The following is an 18528-nucleotide window of genomic DNA, read 5'->3' on the forward strand; positions in this document are numbered from 1 at the left end:
GGCACTTGGGGACAGAGACGATGTGCCCCGGGGTCTGCGTCCCGACGCGGGCGTTGGGCATATGGTCCAGCGGCAGATGTCGTCGCCGTCCCGTCCTCCCGACCTCCACAGGGTGCCGAGACGTCGCGTGACCCTAGCCATCCTGGCGGCGGCTAACAGTGCTGCGCCCTTTGCCCCTTTTGACGGTACTCGTGCTTGCCGGTCCCGTGCTGATCGGCATCGCGGGCACCGTCTTGCCCGCCATCGGTCTGGGCCCGGTGGGGCAGGGCTTGGGTCTGGGACCGTTCCACCAGGTGCTCGACTGGCCAGGCCTGCCCCGCGCGACGGCGGTCTCCGTCCTGTCAGGTGTCCTGTCGACCCTTGGTGCCCTTGGCGTCGCAGCCCTGATCCTGGCGGGATGGCAGGGAACCGCCACGTTCCGCGCGTTGGAGCGGCTGTTGTCTCCATTGCTAGCCGTGCCCCATGCGGCGGCGGCCCTGGGATTGGCCTTTGTGATCGCGCCCTCCGGCTGGATCGCGCGGTTGCCCGCCCAGGCCTTGGGCTGGTCGGTGCCACCGGATCTGTTGATCCTGCAAGATCCTTGGGGCCTGTCCCTGACGGCCGGTCTGATCGCTAAGGAGCTGCCGTTTCTGCTGCTGATGATGCTCGCCGCCCTGGGCCAGGTGGAGCACCGCCGACGCATGGCCATTACCCGCAGCCTGGGCCACGGTCGCGTCGCGGGCTGGATGAAAACCGTTTTCCCGGGCGTCTATGCCCAGGTGCGCCTGCCCGTGATGGTCGTGCTGGTCTACGGCATGACCAATGTGGATGTGGCGACGATCCTTGGCCCGAACACGCCGCCGACGCTCTCCGTTCAAGTGACCCGATGGATGCTGGACCCGGACCTGGCCCTTCGGTCCGTGGCCGCGGCAGGGGCCCTGGTGCAGGTGGCGGCCGTGGCCATGACCTTGGCGCTCTGGGTCGGGGCGGAACGCTTATGCGCCGCCCTCGGTCGCGCCTGGATCTGGTCGGGACGCGGCTTGCCAGAGACAACCCTGCGCGCCCTCGGAGTATCGCTCGCGGGTCTGTCGGCACTCGCGCTACTGGCAGGGCTCGCAGCGCTTGCCTTGTGGTCCCTCGCGGCGGGCTGGCGCTTTCCCGATTTGGCGCCCGAGGCGCTGACCCTGCGCAGCTGGTCCAGGTTCGGCCCGGAGATGATCGCGGTCGCCGGAACGACACTCGCCATTGCTGCTACGGCGACCTTGCTGTCGCTGATCCTGGTGATCGGCTGCCTAGAGGCGGAGCATCGCTTCGGCCTCACCGTTGGACAGCGGGCCTTGTGGTTTCTGTATCTCCCGCTGCTGGTGCCGCAGGTGGCCTTCCTGCCGGGCCTGCTGCTGCCCGCCTGGCTGGGCGTTGGACCTGGCACGGGTGTGGTGATTGCGGGGCATGTGGTTTTCGTTCTGCCGTATGTGTTTCTGTCCCTGTCGGGTCCTTACCGTGCTTGGGATACGCGCATTGCCCGGGTGGCCGCTGGCCTTGGTGCGACACCGGACCGTATCCTCTGGCGGTTGCGCCTGCCCATGCTGCTCGCGCCGGTTTTGACGGCCTGCGCCATCGGCGTTGCGGTGAGCGTGGGTCAGTACCTGCCGACGCTCTTGCTGGGGGCGGGGCGTGTCTCAACCCTGGCCACGGAGGCGGTGGCCCTGGCCGCTGGGGGCAACAGGCGGGCCATCGGCGTCTGGGGGGTGGGCCAAAGCCTGGCGGCGCTCATGCCCTTCGTCCTGGCGCTGGCCATCCCCGCCTTGGTGTTCCGCAACAGAAAGGCCATGGTCCGTGACTGAAGGCTTGCATTTGGACCGGGTCCGGATCTTTGAGGGCGCGCGCCCGCTGTTGGAGATCGACGCCCGCGTTCCACCGGGCGAGGTCCTGTCGGTCATGGGCCCCAGCGGGTCGGGGAAATCGACCCTGCTGTCCCACCTGATGGGCGATCTGGCACCGGGGTTTCGGGCGCACGGGGAACTGACGCTGGAGGGCCAAGACCTGTCCGGTTTGCCACCAGAGGCGCGGCGCCTGGGGCTTCTTTATCAAGATCCGCTCCTCTTTCCGCACCTGAGCGTTGCCGAAAACCTAGCGTTCGGCCTCCGACCCGGCGGTGACCGCACAGAGCGACGCAATCGGGTGGAGGCCGCTCTCGCCGATGTTTCCTTGGAGGGATACGGACCCCGCGATCCCGCGACGCTGTCCGGCGGTCAGGCGGCGCGCGTTGCCTTGATGCGGACCCTCCTGTCGGAGCCGCGCGCCCTGCTGCTGGATGAGCCGTTCTCCAAGCTCGATCAGGGGCTACGGGATCAAACCCGGCGCCTAGTGTTTGACCGGGCGCGGGCGGCCCGCATTCCCGTGGTCCTCGTGACCCATGACCGGGCGGACGTGGTCGCCGCCGGTGGCCCGCTTATTGAGCTTTGACCTGTTGGCGACGTCGGCGACGTCCGCCGCTTTGGGTGTTGAAGTTTACCTCGGGCAGGGGGCCCAAGTGGGGGAAAGGATCGACCGCATGGGGGATCGCATTCGCAGCGACGAAATGCTCCTGAAACCGAGGGGCCACGGCTGTTTCGACCTTTTCGATCCGGCGGACCAAGTCCTCGATCCGCAGACGCATCTTCCGATCACAGAGCGCCATGCGCGCCCCGTGGCCCGCCGCATTCCCCGCCGATCCCACAGCCTCCAACGGCGCATCGGGGATCATACCAAGCACCATCGCATGGTGCGGTGAGATATGCGCCCCGAAAGCGCCCGCGAGGGTGACCCGGTCAACGCTGTCCACGCCGACCTCATCCATCAGCAGCCGCGCCCCCGCATAGAGTGCCGATTTCGCCAGTTGGATCGCGCGAATATCCCCCTGGGTCACGCAGATCCGGCGCGTGTCGTCCTGCCACAGCACATAGGATTGCGTCCGTCCCTCGGGCACGCAGCGCTCGGTGCCCGTCTGTTCCGCTGAGCCGATCAAGCCATTGGCATCGACCAGCCCCGCCAACCGCATCTCGGCCACCGCCTCGATAATGCCGGACCCGCAGATGCCCGTGATCCCCGTGCCCGCGGTGGCTTCGGCAAAGGCTGGGTCGTCGGACCACAGGTCGCAGCCGATGACCCGAAATCTGGGCGCCTTGGTCGACGGGTCGATTTCGACCCGCTCGATGGCGCCGGGCGCGGCCCGTTGTCCGGCACTGATTTGCGCGCCCTCGAAGGCCGGTCCCGTGGGCGATGAACAGGCGAGCACCCGCTGCCGGTTCCCCAGCAGGAGTTCCGCATTGGTGCCCACATCCACGATCAGGGTCATGTCGTCCGAGGTGTCCGGGGCCTCTGACAGGGCCACAGCAGCAGCATCAGCGCCCACATGGCCCGCAATACAGGGCAGAATGTAGGCCTGCGCCCCTGCCGCCAGCCCGCCGAACCCCAGGTCGGAGGCGGCCAGGCGCACCGCGTCCGAGGTGGCAAGCGCAAAGGGAGCCTGGCCCAATTCGACCGGGTCCACCCCCAAAAGAAGGTGATGCATGACCGGATTGCACACGATGACGGCTTCGACCACGTCACTGGCCGCGATGCCCGCATCCTCCGCGAGGGATCGGGCAAGGTCACCCAAGGCGTCCCGTACGGCGGCGGTCATATCGCGGTCCCCGCCGGGGTTCATCATGGCGTAGCTGACACGGCTCATGAGGTCTTCGCCAAACCGGATCTGGGGGTTCATGATCCCACCGGAGGCCAAGACGTCTCCCGTGGACAGATCGCAAAGATGGGCGGCGACCGTGGTCGACCCGAGGTCGATCGCAAGCCCATAGAGCGGCGCTTGTCTATCGCCGGGATTGATGGCGGCCACCGTCTTTGTGTCCAGGTTGACCGCAACCGTGACCCGCCAATCCCCAGCGCGCAGGGTGGTTTGCAACCCGCGCAACACCTCCAGGGGAACCGTTAGGTCCGACAGATTGTGGTCGCGGGTCAAAGCAGCGCGAAGCCGCTCCAAGTCGCCGGAGGGCGCATCCATATCCGGCTCTTCAACCACGACCGTAAAGGCCAGGGTCGCAGGGTCCAGCGTGACGGGTCGTGCCGTCGCGGCCTTGCGCACCACTTGGCGATGCACTTGGCTTTCGGCAGGGACATCGACCACAAGGTCACCCTGTACGGTCGCTTGACACCCCAGACGGCGACCTGGGGCCAGGCCGCGCTTTTCGTCGTATCGACGCTCGACCGCGTTCATGCAGGACAGCGCATCCGCCGACACGGTGACGCCCAGTTTGGGAAAGTGCCCCTCGCCCGGCTGGACTTGGCACTTGGAGCAAATCCCGCGTCCGCCACAGACAGAATCGAGATCGACGCCGAGGCTGCGGGCTGCACTCAAGACGGGCGTACCGGTGGCGAAGGTCCCCCGCTTGCCTGATGGCATGAAGATCACGGTATGATCGGTCATCGGCGCGCGCGCCCTGGCGTTAGCGCATCGGCGCGGGGCCGGGACGAATATTCCAGAATATTCGTTCCCGTCACACCAGGAGGCGCATGGGTTTCCGTGTGCAGATGATGATGTACTGGCCGCCCGCTTCCAAAAGGCGAAAGCCACGCGCTTCGACCTCTTGCATCAGGCGCATACGTCCGATCTTGCGGTCGATATCCACAATACTGCGCCGTAGAACGCCGCCCCGAGCGACCTGTTTGGCTGAGAACAATTGCTCCACCCAAAGGTCGTTTTGCGGGATATGGTCGACGTCGCGCATGCCCCATGGCTATCGTATCCTTGGTTAACAAAAGGTTGTTAGGCGCGCCGACGACCGCCGCGCCGTCCGCCGCTGCGTGCCCCTGCCGATTTCGCAGCGCGGGCGGCTTCGGCAAAGGTCGCGCCGTCTTTCACGGCGTCCAATACCCGCGTGAAGCCGATCCAAGTGCCGCCATTGGGGTCGTGGTTCATTAACAGGTTTGCGGCGTTGATTGCCTCCATCTCCTGCGCGCGGATCGGATTCATAATCGCGCTGGTCATCCCAGCGCCGATGGCCATGGGAAGGAAGGCCGCGTTGACCCCGTGGCGGTTGGGCAAGCCAAAGCTGACGTTAGAGGCACCGCAAGTGGTGTTCACGCCCAGTTCGTCCCGCAGGCGGCGCACCAGGGTAAACACCTGCTGCCCGGCGGTGGCCATGGCGCCGATGGGCATGACGAGCGGGTCGACCACGATGTCATGGGCGGGGATGCCATGGTCTGCGGCGCGCTCCACGATTTTCTTGGCCACGGCGAACCGGACGTCGGGGTCCTCGCTGATGCCCGTGTCGTCATTGGAGATCGCCACAACGGGCACGTTGTATTTCTTCACAAGCGGCAGGACGATCTCCAGCCGCTCCTCCTCTCCGGTGACCGAATTCAGCAGCGGTCTGCCCTCTGCGGCCTCCAACCCGTTTTCCAAGGCGCCAGGCACGGAGCTGTCGATGCAGAGCGGGACATCCACCAGGGCCTGCACCTTCTCCACGAGCGACCGCATCAGCGCGGGCTCGACAAAGTTGTTGTCCGCATAGCGCGGATCTTCGGCCATCTTGTTGGTGAAGACGGCGCCGGAGTTCACGTCCAGCACCATCGCCCCGCAGGCGACCTGCTCCAGCGCGTCTTTCTCGACGGTGGAGAAGTCGTCCATCTCCAATTCAGCGGCCAGCTTTTTGCGGCCCGTTGGATTGATCCGCTCGCCGATGACGCAGAACGGGTCGTCAAAGCCTATGACGACAGTCTTCGTCTTCGATTCCAGTACGGTGCGGGTCATTCTTCATCCTTTGAGTGAGTGGCCAGCCAGGTGGCCGAGGTCTTGATCCCGCCCAGCGGGAAGATGTGTACGGACGCGATATTGAAGTCCGGGTGCGCGGCCTTGTGGGCGGCAAGCTCTGACAGAACATCGGTGGGCTCGAACGGGAGCAGCAGTTTGGTCACATCCGCCGCCCGCCGCTGCAGGACCCTGAGGGAGGGGCCGACACCGCAAGCAATCGCGAACTTTATGAGCGTCTGCAGCTTTGCCGGACCTGCCACGCCGATGTGCACCGGCAGCGCGACCCCAGCCGCGCGAATGGCGTTTGCCCAAGCGATGACGGGCGCCGCTTCAAAACAAAACTGCGTGGCAATTGCCATCTCCGCATCGGTGCGCTCCGAGAATTTCTGCTTCCATTGGAGCGCTTCGGAGACGTTTTTATCGCCACCGTCCGGGTCAATGTCGCGGTTTCCTTCCGGGTGGCCTGCCACATGGAGGCGCTCGAACCCGTCGAACGCGCCGGAGCTCAGCAAATCCATGGAGGTCGCAAAGTTGCCCACCGGCGCAGACACGCCACCGGCCAACAGAAGCGCCTGACGCACATCCGCTTCGCCACGGTAGCGCGCAATCCAATCGGTCAGCGTGGCTTGGTCGCGGATGATGCGCGCGGGGAAGTGGGGCATCGGCTCCATACCCTCGGCACGCAGGCGGGCGGCGGTGCTGACCATGTCTTCGATTGCGGTGCCGTCGATATGGGCCACGTACACCCGCGTGCCCTTGGGCAAAATCGCACCGAAATCAGCGATCTTTTCCGCCGTGCGGGGCATGACCTCAATGGAGGCGCCTTGCAGAAATGCGGCCAGGGTCGGGTCGGGCGGTGTGACCTCGGCGTCCTTCTTTCGAAATCCTAGAATGGCCATCAGACAGCGGCCTCCGTCCCGCCCGCGAGGGCAACATCGCGCAAACGCTCCGGCGTCCAAGCCGCTTCCAATTCGGCGGCGCGGGCGGCAGCGGCCTCTGCGTCGGACCCTGCGGCGTCGCCCTCCGCGACCTTCCGCCAATCTGCGAGATAGGCATCCGTCTCGGACGCGCCCGAGCGCATGGCCGCCCGGTCGATGGCCTGTTCGAACCGTTCCGACAGCTGCACCTTGGCAGCCCGGCGCCCCTTGCCCGCCAGCACCTGGGCCGGGATATCCCGCCAATAGACGACTGTTATCTGCGCCATGTCCACTCCCTCACGACCTATCCGAGCTCGAGCTATAGGGCCGCCGACCACTGGGTCACTGTCGGTTATCGACGCCGCCATGCCTGATGACGACACATGCCTGTCATATGGCATCGCCGGGTGCTGCGGGCGAGGGGGCGTTGACGTCAGATCTTTCAAGTTCATCATGAACAACCCTTGCCCGACGGGGGGGCTGGCGCATACACTCGCCGGATAAGATAGTGCAGGAGCTTCCAATGCCGCCGGACGACCCGGTCAACTTGGGCCGGACGCCAGAGGGTGCCCCCCGGCCCGTCGGACCGAAAGCGCTTGTCCCGGCCGAATTGGATCGCCCGGATTCCGCGGAATTGTACGCCGCGCTGGACCTTGGAACGAACTCCTGTCGGATGCTGATCGCCCAGCCCAAGGGCTCCCAACTCCATGTGGTCGATAGCTTTTCCAAGTCGGTTCAACTCGGCAATGGGTTGGAGCAGTCGGGGCGTTTGTCACGGTCTTCCATGGCGCGGACGATTGGCGCGTTGAAGATCTGTCGCCGCAAGTTGGAAACCCATGAAGTTAAGCGGATGCGTCTGGTCGCGACCGAGGCCTGTCGCCGCGCCACGAATGCCGCTGAGTTCATCCGACTTGTTGATCGCGAGACGGGTCTGCCCCTGGATATCATCGAGCCGGAGGAGGAGGCGCGCCTTGCTGTGGTCTCTTGCGCGCCGCTTGTGTCCTCCAAGACCGAGCAACTGCTGGTCGTGGATATTGGCGGAGGGTCGACGGAACTGGTCTGGATCGACCTGACCCGCGTGCCGCGCCATGACCGCGCCCGGGCGATCATGCGGCTCCATTCCGGGTTCCAGCCCGATGGAGACAGCTTGTTTCCAGCCGTGAAAGTCGTGGATTGGATCTCGATCCCCCTGGGCGTGGCGACGTTGAAGGATCAGTTCCGCGACGTGACCGATGACGCCGCGCGCTTTGCCTTGATGTCTTGGCACTTCGAGGAGTGTCTGCAGGAGTTTTCCCCCTACGAGGACGCGGCGGGGGACAGCGATCCCGGCTTTCAGATCATCGGCACCTCGGGGACGGTGACGACCGTGGCCGCGACGCATCTGAACCTGCGCCGTTACGACCGTAACAAGGTCGATGGCCTGCGCATGACCACCAGCCAGATTGACCGCGTGATCCGGGGGTATCTGGCCATGGGGCCCGATGGGCGCCGCAATGATCCGCGCATCGGTCGCGACCGCCATGCGCTCATCATGTCTGGGGCCGCCATTTTGCAAGCGCTGCTGCGGGTCTGGCCGACAGACCGATTGTCGGTGGCCGACCGAGGGTTGCGCGAAGGGTTGCTTTACGCGCAGATGTCGGCAGACGGCGTCCTGGACGACGGGCCGTTCTGAGCAGAAGGCCAGGGCCATGGGTCTTGCCTGCTAACGTGTTCGCGCAGCCGCGCGTGTCGCGCACAAGGTCACCATCAGATACTTTGGTCCGACCGAGCCTCAACGCGTGCAGCCCCGTCCGGGCTAGGGGCTTTCTAAACGGGGCCTGACGGTTTATCTGCGCCATATGGCGAAAAAACCCATCAAAGGTCTCCGGTCCGGCAAGGTCTCCGGACGCGGGCAACGGGATCTGACCGTGAAGGTGAAGACCGCGCGGGGCCGAAAGCTGTCGTCCAAACTCTGGCTCGAACGCCAACTGAACGACCCCTATGTGCAGCGGGCCAAAGCCGAAGGCTATCGGGGCCGCGCGGCGTTCAAGATCATGGAGCTTGATGACAAGTACGGGTTCCTGAAACCGGGCGCGCGGGTTGTCGATCTGGGCTGCGCGCCGGGCGGGTGGCTGCAAGTCGCCGTGCCCCGGATCAACTCCGACGGGTCCAACGCGAAAAAAGCCCAAGGCCGGATCATCGGCCTGGACCTGCAAGAGGTCGACCCGGTGGCCGGAGCAGAGGTCCACGTTTTGGATTTCCTCGCTGACGGTGCGGACGATCAGGTGAAGGCGTGGCTTGGGGGCGAAGCGGATGTGGTCATGTCGGACATGGCGGCTGCCTCATCCGGCCACAAACAGACCGACCATTTGCGGATCATTGCGCTTTGTGAGGCCGCAGCGGAACTGGCCTTTGATGTGTTAGCGCCGGGCGGCACGTTTGTTGCAAAAGTTCTAGCCGGTGGCGCGGAGGGCGATCTTCAGAAGCGGTTAAAGTCGCGTTTCGACAAGGTGGCCAACGTTAAACCAGGGGCGAGCCGCTCCGACAGCTCAGAGAAGTTCGTGGTCGCCATGGGATTTCGGGCGCCGTCGGTAGACTAGGGCGCCTAGGTGCCCCGCTTTACCCTAGCTCTCTAGCTGGCCCGGCTTGAACCTGGCGCCTAGAGTCGTCGCCGCCTAGTCCTTCTTCAAAAGCGACACTACCTTATCCACTGGGGATGCCGGTGGGGCCGCATTGGCGCGCTTAGGGTTATCGCCGCGCTGATCGATGGCGAAGTCTTCGTCGGGCGTGGTCGGAACGTCGTACTTCGTTTGGCCATCCGGTTGCTCGGCTTTCTCGGTCGCGTGCTTGGTCATAGTGCCTCCTTCCCGGCGCCAACGCGCGGGGAAGGATTGGGGTCCGACCTCAGCCTGCGACAAGAACGTTGATCCCCACGGCCAGCACGCAGACCCACCCGACCAAAAACAGCAGGGGTCGTGCCGGAAACCGCGCCCAGCCTCCGATCATCCCCCAAGCATGGAGCAGACGCACCGCAAAAAAGATCCCGCAGGCCCAAACCGTCACAGAGGATGAGATACCAGCAGTATGGGCGATCAAAACCACAGCCAGCATGGGCAGGAATTGTTCAAGGAGGTTGAGGTGCGCGCGGTGGGCACGGTGGACCCAGGGCCGCACCTCCGACAGCGGCGGCGGGCGGAGGAAAGGATCTGGCGCGTCCTCTCCCTTAGGCTCGGTATTGACGCCCACGATGTATGGGATCCACATCGATGCGGCCAGCAGGGCGGTCCAGGTCATCCACCAGAGTTCCGGGGTCATCAGGCTTGCCCTCCGATGCGCGTGGGCGTGCCCGTTTCCAGCCAGGTTTTAAGCGCCGCGACCAAGCGTTCCCACCCGTCGGCATAGCCCTCACCCCCTTCGGGGATGTCATAGTGTTCAAGGGTCAGCGCGCAATACCCTCCTTCCACCGCAATCATACAAACAAAGCGCGAGACGGGGATGTCCGGCGCCCACTGCGGCACGAACTCTGCTTCGATGCGGGTTTTGGGGGTCTTGGATATCTCGCGACAGATCAACATGTTCGATCCATCGGTCTGTTTGTAGACCAAGGCTTCGCCGTCGCGCACCGCTTCCGGCGCAAAGGGGTGGTAGTTGGCGGCAGCATCGGCCTCGGTCAACGCGCTCCACAAGGCGTCTTGGCTGCACCGGATGAAGGTGCGCAAAACATAGTCGGGTCTTGGGGTCATTGTCGGTCCTTTCATGGCAGACACGTCGAGAGAGCCGACCCGCACGGCGCGGAGCGGTAGGCGTCGGTCCGCAGGCTTGCGGGCGCTTTGATCAGTTCGAGGGCGAGGTCTCGCTCTGAGTCGAAGGGGCGCCGAACCGTGTCGGCTCTCCGGTTTCCAGCCAGGTCTTCAACCCGGCGGCCCACCGGCTCCATCCATCGAACACGCCCTGGCCCGGCACAACCGCATGGGTCAGGCCGAAGTGTTCCAGGGTGAGGCAGCAATGCGCGCCCTCAACGGCGACGCTCTGCACCACCCGAGACGGCGGGGCGGCCCCGTCGCCTTGGATTTCAAAGGTCATCTCTAGGCGAACGGGCGGGTCTTCCTTAGAAATCCGACACAGAAGCATCGGCTCGCCAGGAGGACCGTCGTAAGCGATCAGGTCACCATCCCGCCGCACATTCGGCGTCAGAAAGTGCCAACGGGATATGTCGGCGGCATCGGTCAGCGCGCGCCAAAGATCAAGCGGGCTGCAGCGGATGAACGTGCTTTGCACGAAGTCGGGTGTGTTGGTCATCTCTCCCTCCAATCGGGCTTTCAAGTCCAGCACCCCCCGCACCGCGGGTGCCACGCGATAGGGTTCGATCCAGCGGGCCATAGCCTCGGCCAATGGCACGGCATTGAGGTAGTGATGGGTGAAGCGTCCCCGTTTCACCCGTGTCACCAGCCCCGCGTCGTCCAGCACCTTGAGGTGCTTGGCCACCCCAAAGCGCGACATTGGAAGCGTTGCCTCCAGTTGAGACAACGTCTGCCCATCCTCGCGACGAAGCGCATCAAGGAGGTCACGCCGAGACGGGTCGGCAAGGGCCTTAAAGACCGAATCCATGGCGAACAATTACGTGACCGAAGGGTCACCTGTAAATATGTTACCATAGAGTCACATGTTGTAGGTGCCGCCGCCTCCCCCCTTAGCCGGCTGAACAAGGGACGGGCAGAGCCTCGGCTGCCCTTCGATGTTCCCCAAATATGCCACCGCAACCGGGGTCACCTGTGCCCCATGCAGCAGTCGCCCATCCATCGCCCCTTGGCCCAGCGCTCGGGCCAAAGTAGGCAGAGGCGATTGAGGAGGGCAGGCCATGGCACAAACGATCACCCGAAACGGAGTGGACCTGGCGTTCCACCACACGCCTGGAACAGGGCCGCTCGTGGTGTTTTTGGGCGGGTTCAAATCGGATATGGACGGAACGAAGGCTGTCGCCCTCGAAGCCTGGGCGAAAGCCAAGGGCCAAGCCTTCCTGCGCCTCGACTACGGCGGCCACGGGCTTTCCGGGGGCGCCTTTGAGGATGGCTCCATCGGCGATTGGCGCGATGATGCCCTTGCGGTGATCGACCACGTGACGACGGGTCCCTTGGTCCTTGTGGGATCATCCATGGGCGGCTGGATCTCTCTCCTGGTCACGCGTGACCGCCCGGACCAAGTTAAGGGCCTCGTGACCATCGCGGCGGCGCCCGATTTCACCGAGGATGGCTTTTGGGCCAGCTTCGATGAGGCGCAGCGGCAGACGTTGATGGAGACGGGTCAGGTCGCGGTCCCGTCCGATTACGGCGCGCCCTACATCATCACGCGCCGCCTGATCGAAGAGGGGCGCAAGACGCTGGTGCTGCGCCAGGCGCTGTCGCTGCCGTGCCCGACGCGTTTCTTGCAGGGCACGGCGGATGCGGATGTCTCCGTTGAGACGGCCCTGCGCTTGTTGGACCATGCCGAAGGGCCCGACATGCGGCTGACACTCGTGGACGGGGCCGACCACAGGTTTTCGGACGAGGATTGTCTGCGTCTGATCGAACGCAGCGTTACGGAGGTCCTGGAGGCGGCCGGGACTTGACGTCCAGGTTGCCCGCCGCGTCTTCTGCGGGGCGGAGGTGAGGCCATGGCGCGTGTGCTGCGGATGATGCTTTTGCTGGTTGTTGGTCTCGCGGTTGCCATAGGGGCGCTTTGGATTGTGGGTCCCTATGAGACAGTGGAGACCGAGATATCCTTCGACGGGACGACCGTGCCGGAGGATTTGGATGGATGGCTCGCCGATACGGAGGCCCAGGTCCCGAACCTACGCCCCGCTTCGGCGAAACGGATCCGCTGGGCGGGGCCGCCGGGGCAACGGACCGATCTCGCGATTGTCTACCTGCATGGGTTTTCCGCCGACCCGTGGGAGATTCGGCCCGTCCCGGACCGCGTGGCCGAGGCCCTGGGCGCGAACCTCTTTTTTCAGCGCCTGTCCGGCCATGGTCGTGACGGCGCGGCGATGGCGGAGCCATCGGCTGGCGATTGGCTAGAAGACCTCGCCGAAGCCATGGAAATTGGGCGCCGACTGGGCGACCGCGTCCTTCTGATGGCGACGTCAACCGGCGGCACCCTTGCGGCCCTGGCAGCGGCAGATCCGGCGTTGGCGCCCGTGCGAGCGGATCTGGACGGGGTGATCTTGGTGTCCCCGAATTTCAAGGTGGCCAGCCCGGCGGCCAGGCTGCTGTCCTGGCCCGCAGCGCGCCATTGGGTGCCGCTCCTGGCGGGTGAGACCCGCTCGTTTGAGCCGCAGAACACCCGTCACGCAGCCCATTGGACAGTGGAGTACCCGACGGTGTCCGTGCTGCCGATGCAGGCTCTGGTGGATTATGCGGCCACAATGGATTGGTCCGCAGCGACGGTCCCCGCTTTGATCTATGTCTCGCCCGATGACAGCGTGGTCGACCCAACGACGACGGAGCGCGTCGCCGCCGCCTGGGGCGGCCCGATGACCGTGGAGCGCGTGACCCTTGTCGAGGGGGACGACAGCTACAACCACGTCCTTGCGGGCGACATCCTCAGCCCGGCGCAAACCCCTGAAGCAATTGACCGTTTTGTCGCCTGGATCAAAGGCCTTTAGCGCGTGGGACGCGGATAAGGCGGCCAAGCCGAAGTGCCGGTCTTTTTCACGGCGCACCGATACGTCACAGGTCCTGTGGCAAATGTTCGTAACATGATGCGGGCCATCTTGCCGCCGCCGCGCTATGGGCTTTGGCCCCAAAGGCTCGACGCTGTCCAGCAAGGCTTTCCGCCAGTTTTGCCGACAATCATCACGCGACCGTAGCTCGTTAAGCTCGCCTTTTTTGACCTGCCTGAAAGCGGTGGTGACCTACGTTCTGGCGACGCGTGACGCTGCCGCTTTGATGTGGCGCCCTTGGCGTCACTCCGAATGAAAAGCGGAACGCCAAAACTTCGGGGCGACACGGGTCGAGGCGTCGTCAGAGACAGCCCCGACAGTTTTTATTGCAGCGGCGGAACACTCGGTCAGAAGACCAAGGCTAGGATCGCACCCATTCGGACCGCGATAACAACAGGCGTGGAGACATTGACCCGCAATCGTCAGCCCTGTGAGACCGACACGTCGAAAACGAAGGCCCCTTGCAATCCTATGCAAAGCCATGTGCAAGGGGACGGGCGCCACCCGGGTCTTTGCGACAGCCGGGTTTTGCCTCAGCCCACCACGCCGCCATTGCAGGAGATACCCCATGTTTCTCGCCGCCCTCCAGGCGTGTTCAGATGCAGAAATGCGCGCCCATGTGACCGATGCCGTGGCCGATGACGCGACGGTTCACCTGTGCCACCCGTTCGGGGATGTGACCGGCGGCGCGGAATTTGTCGCGACCGCCCTCGATCCGCTCTGGTCTGCCATCCCAGACGTGGAGCGGCGGGTGCAGATCTCCGTCGAAGGGATAGATGCCCACGGGCAAATATGGCTGGGGCAGGCGGGGCATTACGCCGGGCGGTTCGATGGCCCGTTTCTCGGTATTCCCGGAACACGACGCCTGGCAGCGCTGCGGTTTCACGAGTTTTACCGCTTGGAAGGTGGTCAGGCTGTGGAGGTCCAAGCCATCTGGGATCTGCCCGATCTGATGTTGCAAGCGGGCGTCTGGCCCATGGGGCCGCCACTCGGCGCCTCCGGCCGTGTGCCGGGTCCCATGACCCAGGACGGGCTGCGCGTAGCCGGTGACGGGAGCCATGCCCTCCGTGTTGTGGGAGACATGCTGGACCACCTTCACCTGTCACCCCAGGGCGAGGACGCGATGCAGCTGCCTCGCTTTTGGCACCCGCAGTGCAGCTGGTACGGCCCCGGCGGTATCGGGAACCTGCGCGGGATCCGTGGGTTCCGGGACCATCACCAAATCCCGTTCCTGGACGCTATGCCCGACCGGCGAGGCCACATCGAGAATGGCCACTTCTTTGCCCAAGGCGACTACGTTGGCTTCACGGCCTGGCCGGGGATGTCGATGACTGTCTCCGCTGGGGGCTGGCTTGGGATCGCGGGGGCCGGTCAGCGGATCACCATGCGCAGTCTCGATTTCTGGCGGGTCGAAGGCGATCTGATCCGGGAAAACTGGGTCACCGTTGATCTGCTCCACGTCTGGGACCAGTTAGGCGTAGATGTCCTAGCGCGGATGCGCCAACTGCTGTGACGGGGGTCAAACCAAGACGCGCCAGATGACCCATACGGCGGCCAACACCATCGTCCAGGCAAGGGCCATGACGCGACCGTCTCGGGTCATCAGGCCCAGGGCGAACAGCAGGATCACTCCCATCGGTACGGACGATAGGAACGGTAGTAATTCAAGCGCCGGCACGGTGAGGCAGAGCGCCAAGATCGCCGCCGCCGCACATCGCTGGCCCATGGGACCCACAAGCCACCGGAGGTGCTGGCCCAAATGGGCATCGGCCCATTGGGCCGCAGGCCTCAAGCCCCGGGCGGCCTTTGACAGCCGCGTGGCCGATATACCCTGACGCGCCAGCACGCCCGGCAGCCATAGACTTTCCCGCCCGATCAAAAGCTGACAGGCGACCAGCGCGATAACCGTCGCCAGCAGGGTGGGAACGCCGGGGATGCCCCCAATGGGCGTCAGTTCCAAGGCGGCAGGCACGGCCAGGATCGCACCGACAGACCGGCAGCCCAGTTGATCCGCCAAGCGACGGAGGGTGACCGTGTCCGCACCGGTCGCGGCTTGCTCCAAATCCTGGAGGATGGCGGTAGGACTGGTCATGGGCCTGCTCTGCAAGGGGTGTTTGGTTTTCTACGTGGGGACTGGGCCAGTGGTTTGATCTTCGCCCTTGAATGCGACGGCGGAAGCGTGTCTGCATAGGTATGCAAGCCACAGGGGGTTTCCATGACACTGCCAGCAACGCCTTCGTTTCGCCTGGACGGTCGCCGCGCCTTTGTCCCAGGGGGCACGCGCGGCATCGGGTTGGGCTGCGCCGTGGCCCTGGCCGAAGCAGGGGCTGAGGTCGTGGTCTGCGCCCGATCCGAGGCAGGCGTGACCGAGGCGGTCGAGGCGATGCGGGCGGCTGGCCATGGGGCGGATGGTCGGGCCTGTGATGTGTCCGACCTTGCTATGCTGGATGCCTTCCTCGCGGAGTATGGCCCCTTCGACATCCTGTGCAATTCCGCTGGCGTCGCCCGGCATGGACCCTCGGCAGAGACGACGCCGGAGGATTTCGACCTGGTTGCGGGGCTCAACCTGCGCGCGGCATATTTCATGGCCCAAAAAATTGCTGCCACCATGAACAATGGCGGGTCCATCATCCAGATCAGCAGTCAGATGGGGCACGTGGGGGGCGTTGACCGCGCTGTCTATTGCGCCACCAAACATGGCGTCGAAGGGATGACCAAAGCCATGGCCATCGAGTGGGGACCCAAGAACATCCGGGTCAACACGATCTGCCCCACCTTCATCCGCACGCCACTGACCGAAGCCACTTTCAACAACCCGGAGCGTCGGGCCTGGATCGACGAAAAGATCAAGCTGCCCCGTGTGGGCGAAGTCGAGGATATCATGGGACCCGTGGTATTTTTGGCGTCCGAGGCCAGCGCCATGATCACCGGCACCTCGATCCTGGTGGACGGCGGATGGACAGCCGGATGAAGGGAGCGCTGGTCATAGAAGTTGTCCGAGGGGATCGGGGGCCAGTCGCTGGCCCTGCGGATGGTGCGCCATGCCCCGCAAGGTGACCTCGCTCGATGTGGCGCGGAAGGCGGGCGTCAGCCAGTCCGCCGTGAGCCGTGTCTTTACGAAAGGGGCCTCGGTCAGCGCGGAAATGGAGGCCCGCGTTCGCGCCGCGGCAGAGGCGCTCGGCTATCGGCCCAATGTCCTTGCCCGCAGTCTGATCACAGGGCGGTCTCGGATCGTGGGACTCGTCGTGGCCTATCTGGACAACCCGTTCTTTGCCGATGCGGTCGAAAAGCTGTCCCATGCGCTCCAGGCCGAGGGCTATCATCTGTTGATGTTCACCGTGGGCAATTCGGCGGTGGACCTGGACCGGGTGGTCGATGAACTGATGGATTATCAGGTGGATGCACTGATCGCGGCATCGGTGGATCTGTCGGGGCGCTTGGTGGAACGCTGCGCGGCGGCGGGGCTGCCCGTGGTCTTGTTCAACCGGGGGATCGCGGGGTCTGGGCTGTCGTCGATTACCTCTGACAACCGCGCTGGGGGGCAGCGCGCGGCGGAGTTCCTCCTGGCGGGCAATCACAGCCGGATCGCGCATATCTCCGGGTGGCAAGGGTCCTCCACGGGGCGCGACCGGGCCGCCGGGTTTGCGACAGCTCTCGCGGCGGCGGGGCAGGGCCTGCATGGGCAGGCGGACGGCAAGTATAGCCGTGCCGAGGCCTGCGAAGCCGCGCGCACGATGATGGAGGCGCCGACGCCGCCGGATGCGATCTTCGTGGGCAACGATTACATGGCTTTGGCCGTGATGGACGTGCTGCGCCATGATCTGGGTGTGTCGGTGCCAGGCGATGTGTCCATCGTCGGCTACGACGACATCGCCATGGCTGCTTGGCCTAGCTATGACCTTACCACCGTGCGCCAACCGGCCCGCCGGATGATCGCGGCCACGGTCTCCGAACTGCTGGCCCAGATCGAGACGCCCAGTCGCCGCCCCCAAAAGATTGAAATCGACGGGCCGCTTGTCGTGCGCGGCTCTGCCCGTTTGCCCAAGGACCAAACCACATGACGTTCAACAACCGCTGGAAAGACCTGCCGGATTACATCCTCGGCATCACAAAGGAGATCTGGGAAGATCGCGGACTTGCCACCCTCCATGAGTATTACGCGCCAGAGATCGTCGTGCGGTCGCCAGGGTCGGTGGTGATCGGCAATCAGAGCGTGATCGGCGCGACCATGGCGACCCTGGCTGAGTTTCCCGATCGGACGTTGCTGGGCGAGGATGTCATCTGGAGCGGAGAGAGCCCGGAGACGGGAATGTTGTCCTCCCACCGTCTGCTGTCCACGGCAACGCATTTGGGCGACGGCGTCTATGGGAAGGCCACCGGCAAGACGCTCGTGTATCGCATCATGGCCGATTGCCATGTCACGGGGATCGCCATCGACGACGAATGGCTGATCCGCGACCAGGGCGCCATCGTCCGGCAATTGGGGTGGGAGCCATCCGCCTATGCCGCCGACCTGATCGCGCGAGAGGGTGGGGCGGCCAATGCAATCCGCCCCTTTACGCCCGAGATCGACCAGCCCGGGCCTTACACGGGGCGTGGCAATGACCATCCGCGCGGCGCGGAACTGGCCGACATCCTGATTCGGATCATGGGCGCCGATCTGCGCGTCATCCCCCAGGCCTATGACCGTGCCTGTCATTTGGAATACCCGGGCGGTGTCACGGCCCATGGCACCGACGCCGCCGACCGCTTTTGGATTGGGCTGCGCGCGTCGTTCCCAGATGCACTGTTTGAGGTGCACCATGTGATTGGGCGCGAAGACGAGATGATGCCGCCCCGTGCCGCCGTCCGGTGGTCCCTGACGGGACGGCACTCCGGCTGGGGTGTGTTTGGCGCGCCGACCGGGGCGGACGTCCATGTCATGGGCATTACCCACGCGGAGTTCGGCCCCTGGGGCCTGCGCCGAGAATGGACCGTCTATGACGAGACGGCGATTTGGAAGCAAATTCACTTGGGGACCGGCTGATAAACCGGTTGGAGCCTTCGGGGGTTCAGGGCTGTGCCCTTGGATTTTCGTCGGTACGAGGGGCGCTGCCCCTCGCGCTCCCCGGAGTATTTGAGCCGAGAAGAAACGGAGGGCCATCTGTCGCACATGCCGACGATGACCT

The 18528-nt window shown here is 64.7% G+C and carries 20 protein-coding genes; 10 read left to right on the plus strand and 10 right to left on the minus strand.

The genetic code is table 11. The annotated features are described in order from the left end of the window. Positions 1-158 precede the first annotated feature (158 nt). The gene (locus tag K5R33_RS11855; RefSeq protein WP_220749257.1) at positions 159-1823 is read left to right on the plus strand and encodes an ABC transporter permease; all 1665 of its coding nucleotides are present in this window, start codon (positions 159-161) and stop codon (positions 1821-1823) included. After that, positions 1816-2445 carry an ATP-binding cassette domain-containing protein gene (locus K5R33_RS11860; RefSeq protein WP_220749258.1) on the plus strand — a complete coding sequence of 210 codons (630 nt, stop codon included), beginning with the start codon at positions 1816-1818 and terminating at the stop codon, positions 2443-2445. Before K5R33_RS11855 ends, K5R33_RS11860 begins: the two co-directional genes overlap by 8 nt. Here K5R33_RS11860 and K5R33_RS11865 read toward each other — a convergent pair. The 5 genes from K5R33_RS11865 to K5R33_RS11885 form a co-directional block, all read right to left on the minus strand. Continuing rightward, positions 2432-4441, minus strand: a complete 2010-nt coding sequence (locus K5R33_RS11865) for an ASKHA domain-containing protein (RefSeq protein WP_220749259.1) — start codon at positions 4439-4441, stop codon at positions 2432-2434. The genes K5R33_RS11860 and K5R33_RS11865 overlap by 14 nt on opposite strands. A 70-nt stretch (positions 4442-4511) precedes the next feature. Further along, complete coding sequence (locus tag K5R33_RS11870) at positions 4512-4742, minus strand: N-(5'-phosphoribosyl)anthranilate isomerase (protein ID WP_220749260.1); 231 nt, start codon at positions 4740-4742, stop codon at positions 4512-4514. Between the two features lie 38 nt (positions 4743-4780). Beyond that, a complete protein-coding gene (locus tag K5R33_RS11875; protein WP_220749261.1) occupies positions 4781-5767 on the minus strand; it encodes a methyltetrahydrofolate cobalamin methyltransferase in 987 nt (328 codons plus the stop codon). Next, positions 5764-6666 (minus strand): methylenetetrahydrofolate reductase, encoded by a 903-nt coding sequence (locus tag K5R33_RS11880; RefSeq protein WP_220749262.1) that lies wholly within the window; start codon positions 6664-6666, stop codon positions 5764-5766. The genes K5R33_RS11875 and K5R33_RS11880 overlap by 4 nt, the downstream gene beginning before the upstream one ends. Then, positions 6666-6971, minus strand: a complete 306-nt coding sequence (locus K5R33_RS11885; protein ID WP_220749263.1) for a virulence factor — start codon at positions 6969-6971, stop codon at positions 6666-6668. The genes K5R33_RS11880 and K5R33_RS11885 overlap by 1 nt, the downstream gene beginning before the upstream one ends. Before the next feature lie 236 nt (positions 6972-7207). Here K5R33_RS11885 and K5R33_RS11890 point away from each other — a divergent pair, with 236 nt between their 5' ends. Together K5R33_RS11890 and K5R33_RS11895 are read left to right on the plus strand one after the other, a co-directional pair. Next, positions 7208-8356, plus strand: coding sequence for a Ppx/GppA phosphatase family protein (locus K5R33_RS11890; RefSeq protein ID WP_220749264.1), 1149 nt, complete (start codon positions 7208-7210; stop codon positions 8354-8356). 166 nt (positions 8357-8522) lie between these two features. Continuing rightward, positions 8523-9263: an RlmE family RNA methyltransferase gene (locus K5R33_RS11895; protein WP_220749265.1), complete on the plus strand. Its 741-nt coding sequence runs from the start codon at positions 8523-8525 to the stop codon at positions 9261-9263. A gap of 75 nt (positions 9264-9338) precedes the next feature. Here the strand turns inward: K5R33_RS11895 and K5R33_RS11900 are convergent, their stop codons facing one another. The 4 genes from K5R33_RS11900 to K5R33_RS11915 all read right to left on the minus strand — a co-directional run bounded on the left by K5R33_RS11900 (position 9339) and on the right by K5R33_RS11915 (position 11271). Then, entirely contained in the window at positions 9339-9518 is a 180-nt protein-coding gene (locus K5R33_RS11900) for a hypothetical protein (protein ID WP_220749266.1), read from the minus strand. Between the two features lie 49 nt (positions 9519-9567). Further along, on the minus strand, positions 9568-9978 hold the full coding sequence (locus tag K5R33_RS11905; RefSeq protein WP_220749267.1) for an MAPEG family protein: 411 nt from the start codon (positions 9976-9978) through the stop codon (positions 9568-9570). Further along, a complete protein-coding gene (locus K5R33_RS11910; protein ID WP_220749268.1) occupies positions 9978-10406 on the minus strand; it encodes an SRPBCC family protein in 429 nt (142 codons plus the stop codon). The genes K5R33_RS11905 and K5R33_RS11910 overlap by 1 nt, the downstream gene beginning before the upstream one ends. A gap of 91 nt (positions 10407-10497) precedes the next feature. Beyond that, positions 10498-11271, minus strand: coding sequence for an ArsR/SmtB family transcription factor (locus tag K5R33_RS11915; protein WP_220749269.1), 774 nt, complete (start codon positions 11269-11271; stop codon positions 10498-10500). A 250-nt stretch (positions 11272-11521) separates the two neighbouring features. Between K5R33_RS11915 and K5R33_RS11920 the strand changes: the two genes are divergently transcribed. From K5R33_RS11920 to K5R33_RS11930, 3 genes are all read left to right on the plus strand, one after another. Beyond that, the gene (locus K5R33_RS11920) at positions 11522-12268 is read left to right on the plus strand and encodes an alpha/beta fold hydrolase (RefSeq protein ID WP_220749270.1); all 747 of its coding nucleotides are present in this window, start codon (positions 11522-11524) and stop codon (positions 12266-12268) included. Positions 12269-12313: 45 nt separating this feature from the next. Continuing rightward, entirely contained in the window at positions 12314-13303 is a 990-nt protein-coding gene (locus K5R33_RS11925) for an alpha/beta hydrolase (protein ID WP_220749271.1), read from the plus strand. Positions 13304-13928: 625 nt separating this feature from the next. Next, complete coding sequence (locus K5R33_RS11930) at positions 13929-14873, plus strand: ester cyclase (RefSeq protein WP_220749272.1); 945 nt, start codon at positions 13929-13931, stop codon at positions 14871-14873. Between the two features lie 6 nt (positions 14874-14879). Here K5R33_RS11930 and K5R33_RS11935 read toward each other — a convergent pair whose 3' ends face one another. Continuing rightward, complete coding sequence (locus K5R33_RS11935) at positions 14880-15452, minus strand: exopolysaccharide biosynthesis protein (RefSeq protein WP_220749273.1); 573 nt, start codon at positions 15450-15452, stop codon at positions 14880-14882. A 123-nt stretch (positions 15453-15575) separates the two neighbouring features. Between K5R33_RS11935 and K5R33_RS11940 the strand changes: the two genes are divergently transcribed. The 3 genes from K5R33_RS11940 to K5R33_RS11950 all read left to right on the plus strand — a co-directional run bounded on the left by K5R33_RS11940 (position 15576) and on the right by K5R33_RS11950 (position 18386). Continuing rightward, complete coding sequence (locus tag K5R33_RS11940) at positions 15576-16331, plus strand: SDR family NAD(P)-dependent oxidoreductase (RefSeq protein ID WP_220749274.1); 756 nt, start codon at positions 15576-15578, stop codon at positions 16329-16331. 70 nt (positions 16332-16401) lie between these two features. After that, positions 16402-17421 carry a LacI family DNA-binding transcriptional regulator gene (locus tag K5R33_RS11945; RefSeq protein ID WP_220749275.1) on the plus strand — a complete coding sequence of 340 codons (1020 nt, stop codon included), beginning with the start codon at positions 16402-16404 and terminating at the stop codon, positions 17419-17421. Continuing rightward, complete coding sequence (locus tag K5R33_RS11950; protein ID WP_220749276.1) at positions 17418-18386, plus strand: nuclear transport factor 2 family protein; 969 nt, start codon at positions 17418-17420, stop codon at positions 18384-18386. Before K5R33_RS11945 ends, K5R33_RS11950 begins: the two co-directional genes overlap by 4 nt. Positions 18387-18528 lie beyond the last annotated feature (142 nt).

Origin of the sequence: Jannaschia pagri, from assembly GCF_019655435.1 — a bacterium.
Lineage (GTDB): Bacteria > Pseudomonadota > Alphaproteobacteria > Rhodobacterales > Rhodobacteraceae > Jannaschia > Jannaschia pagri.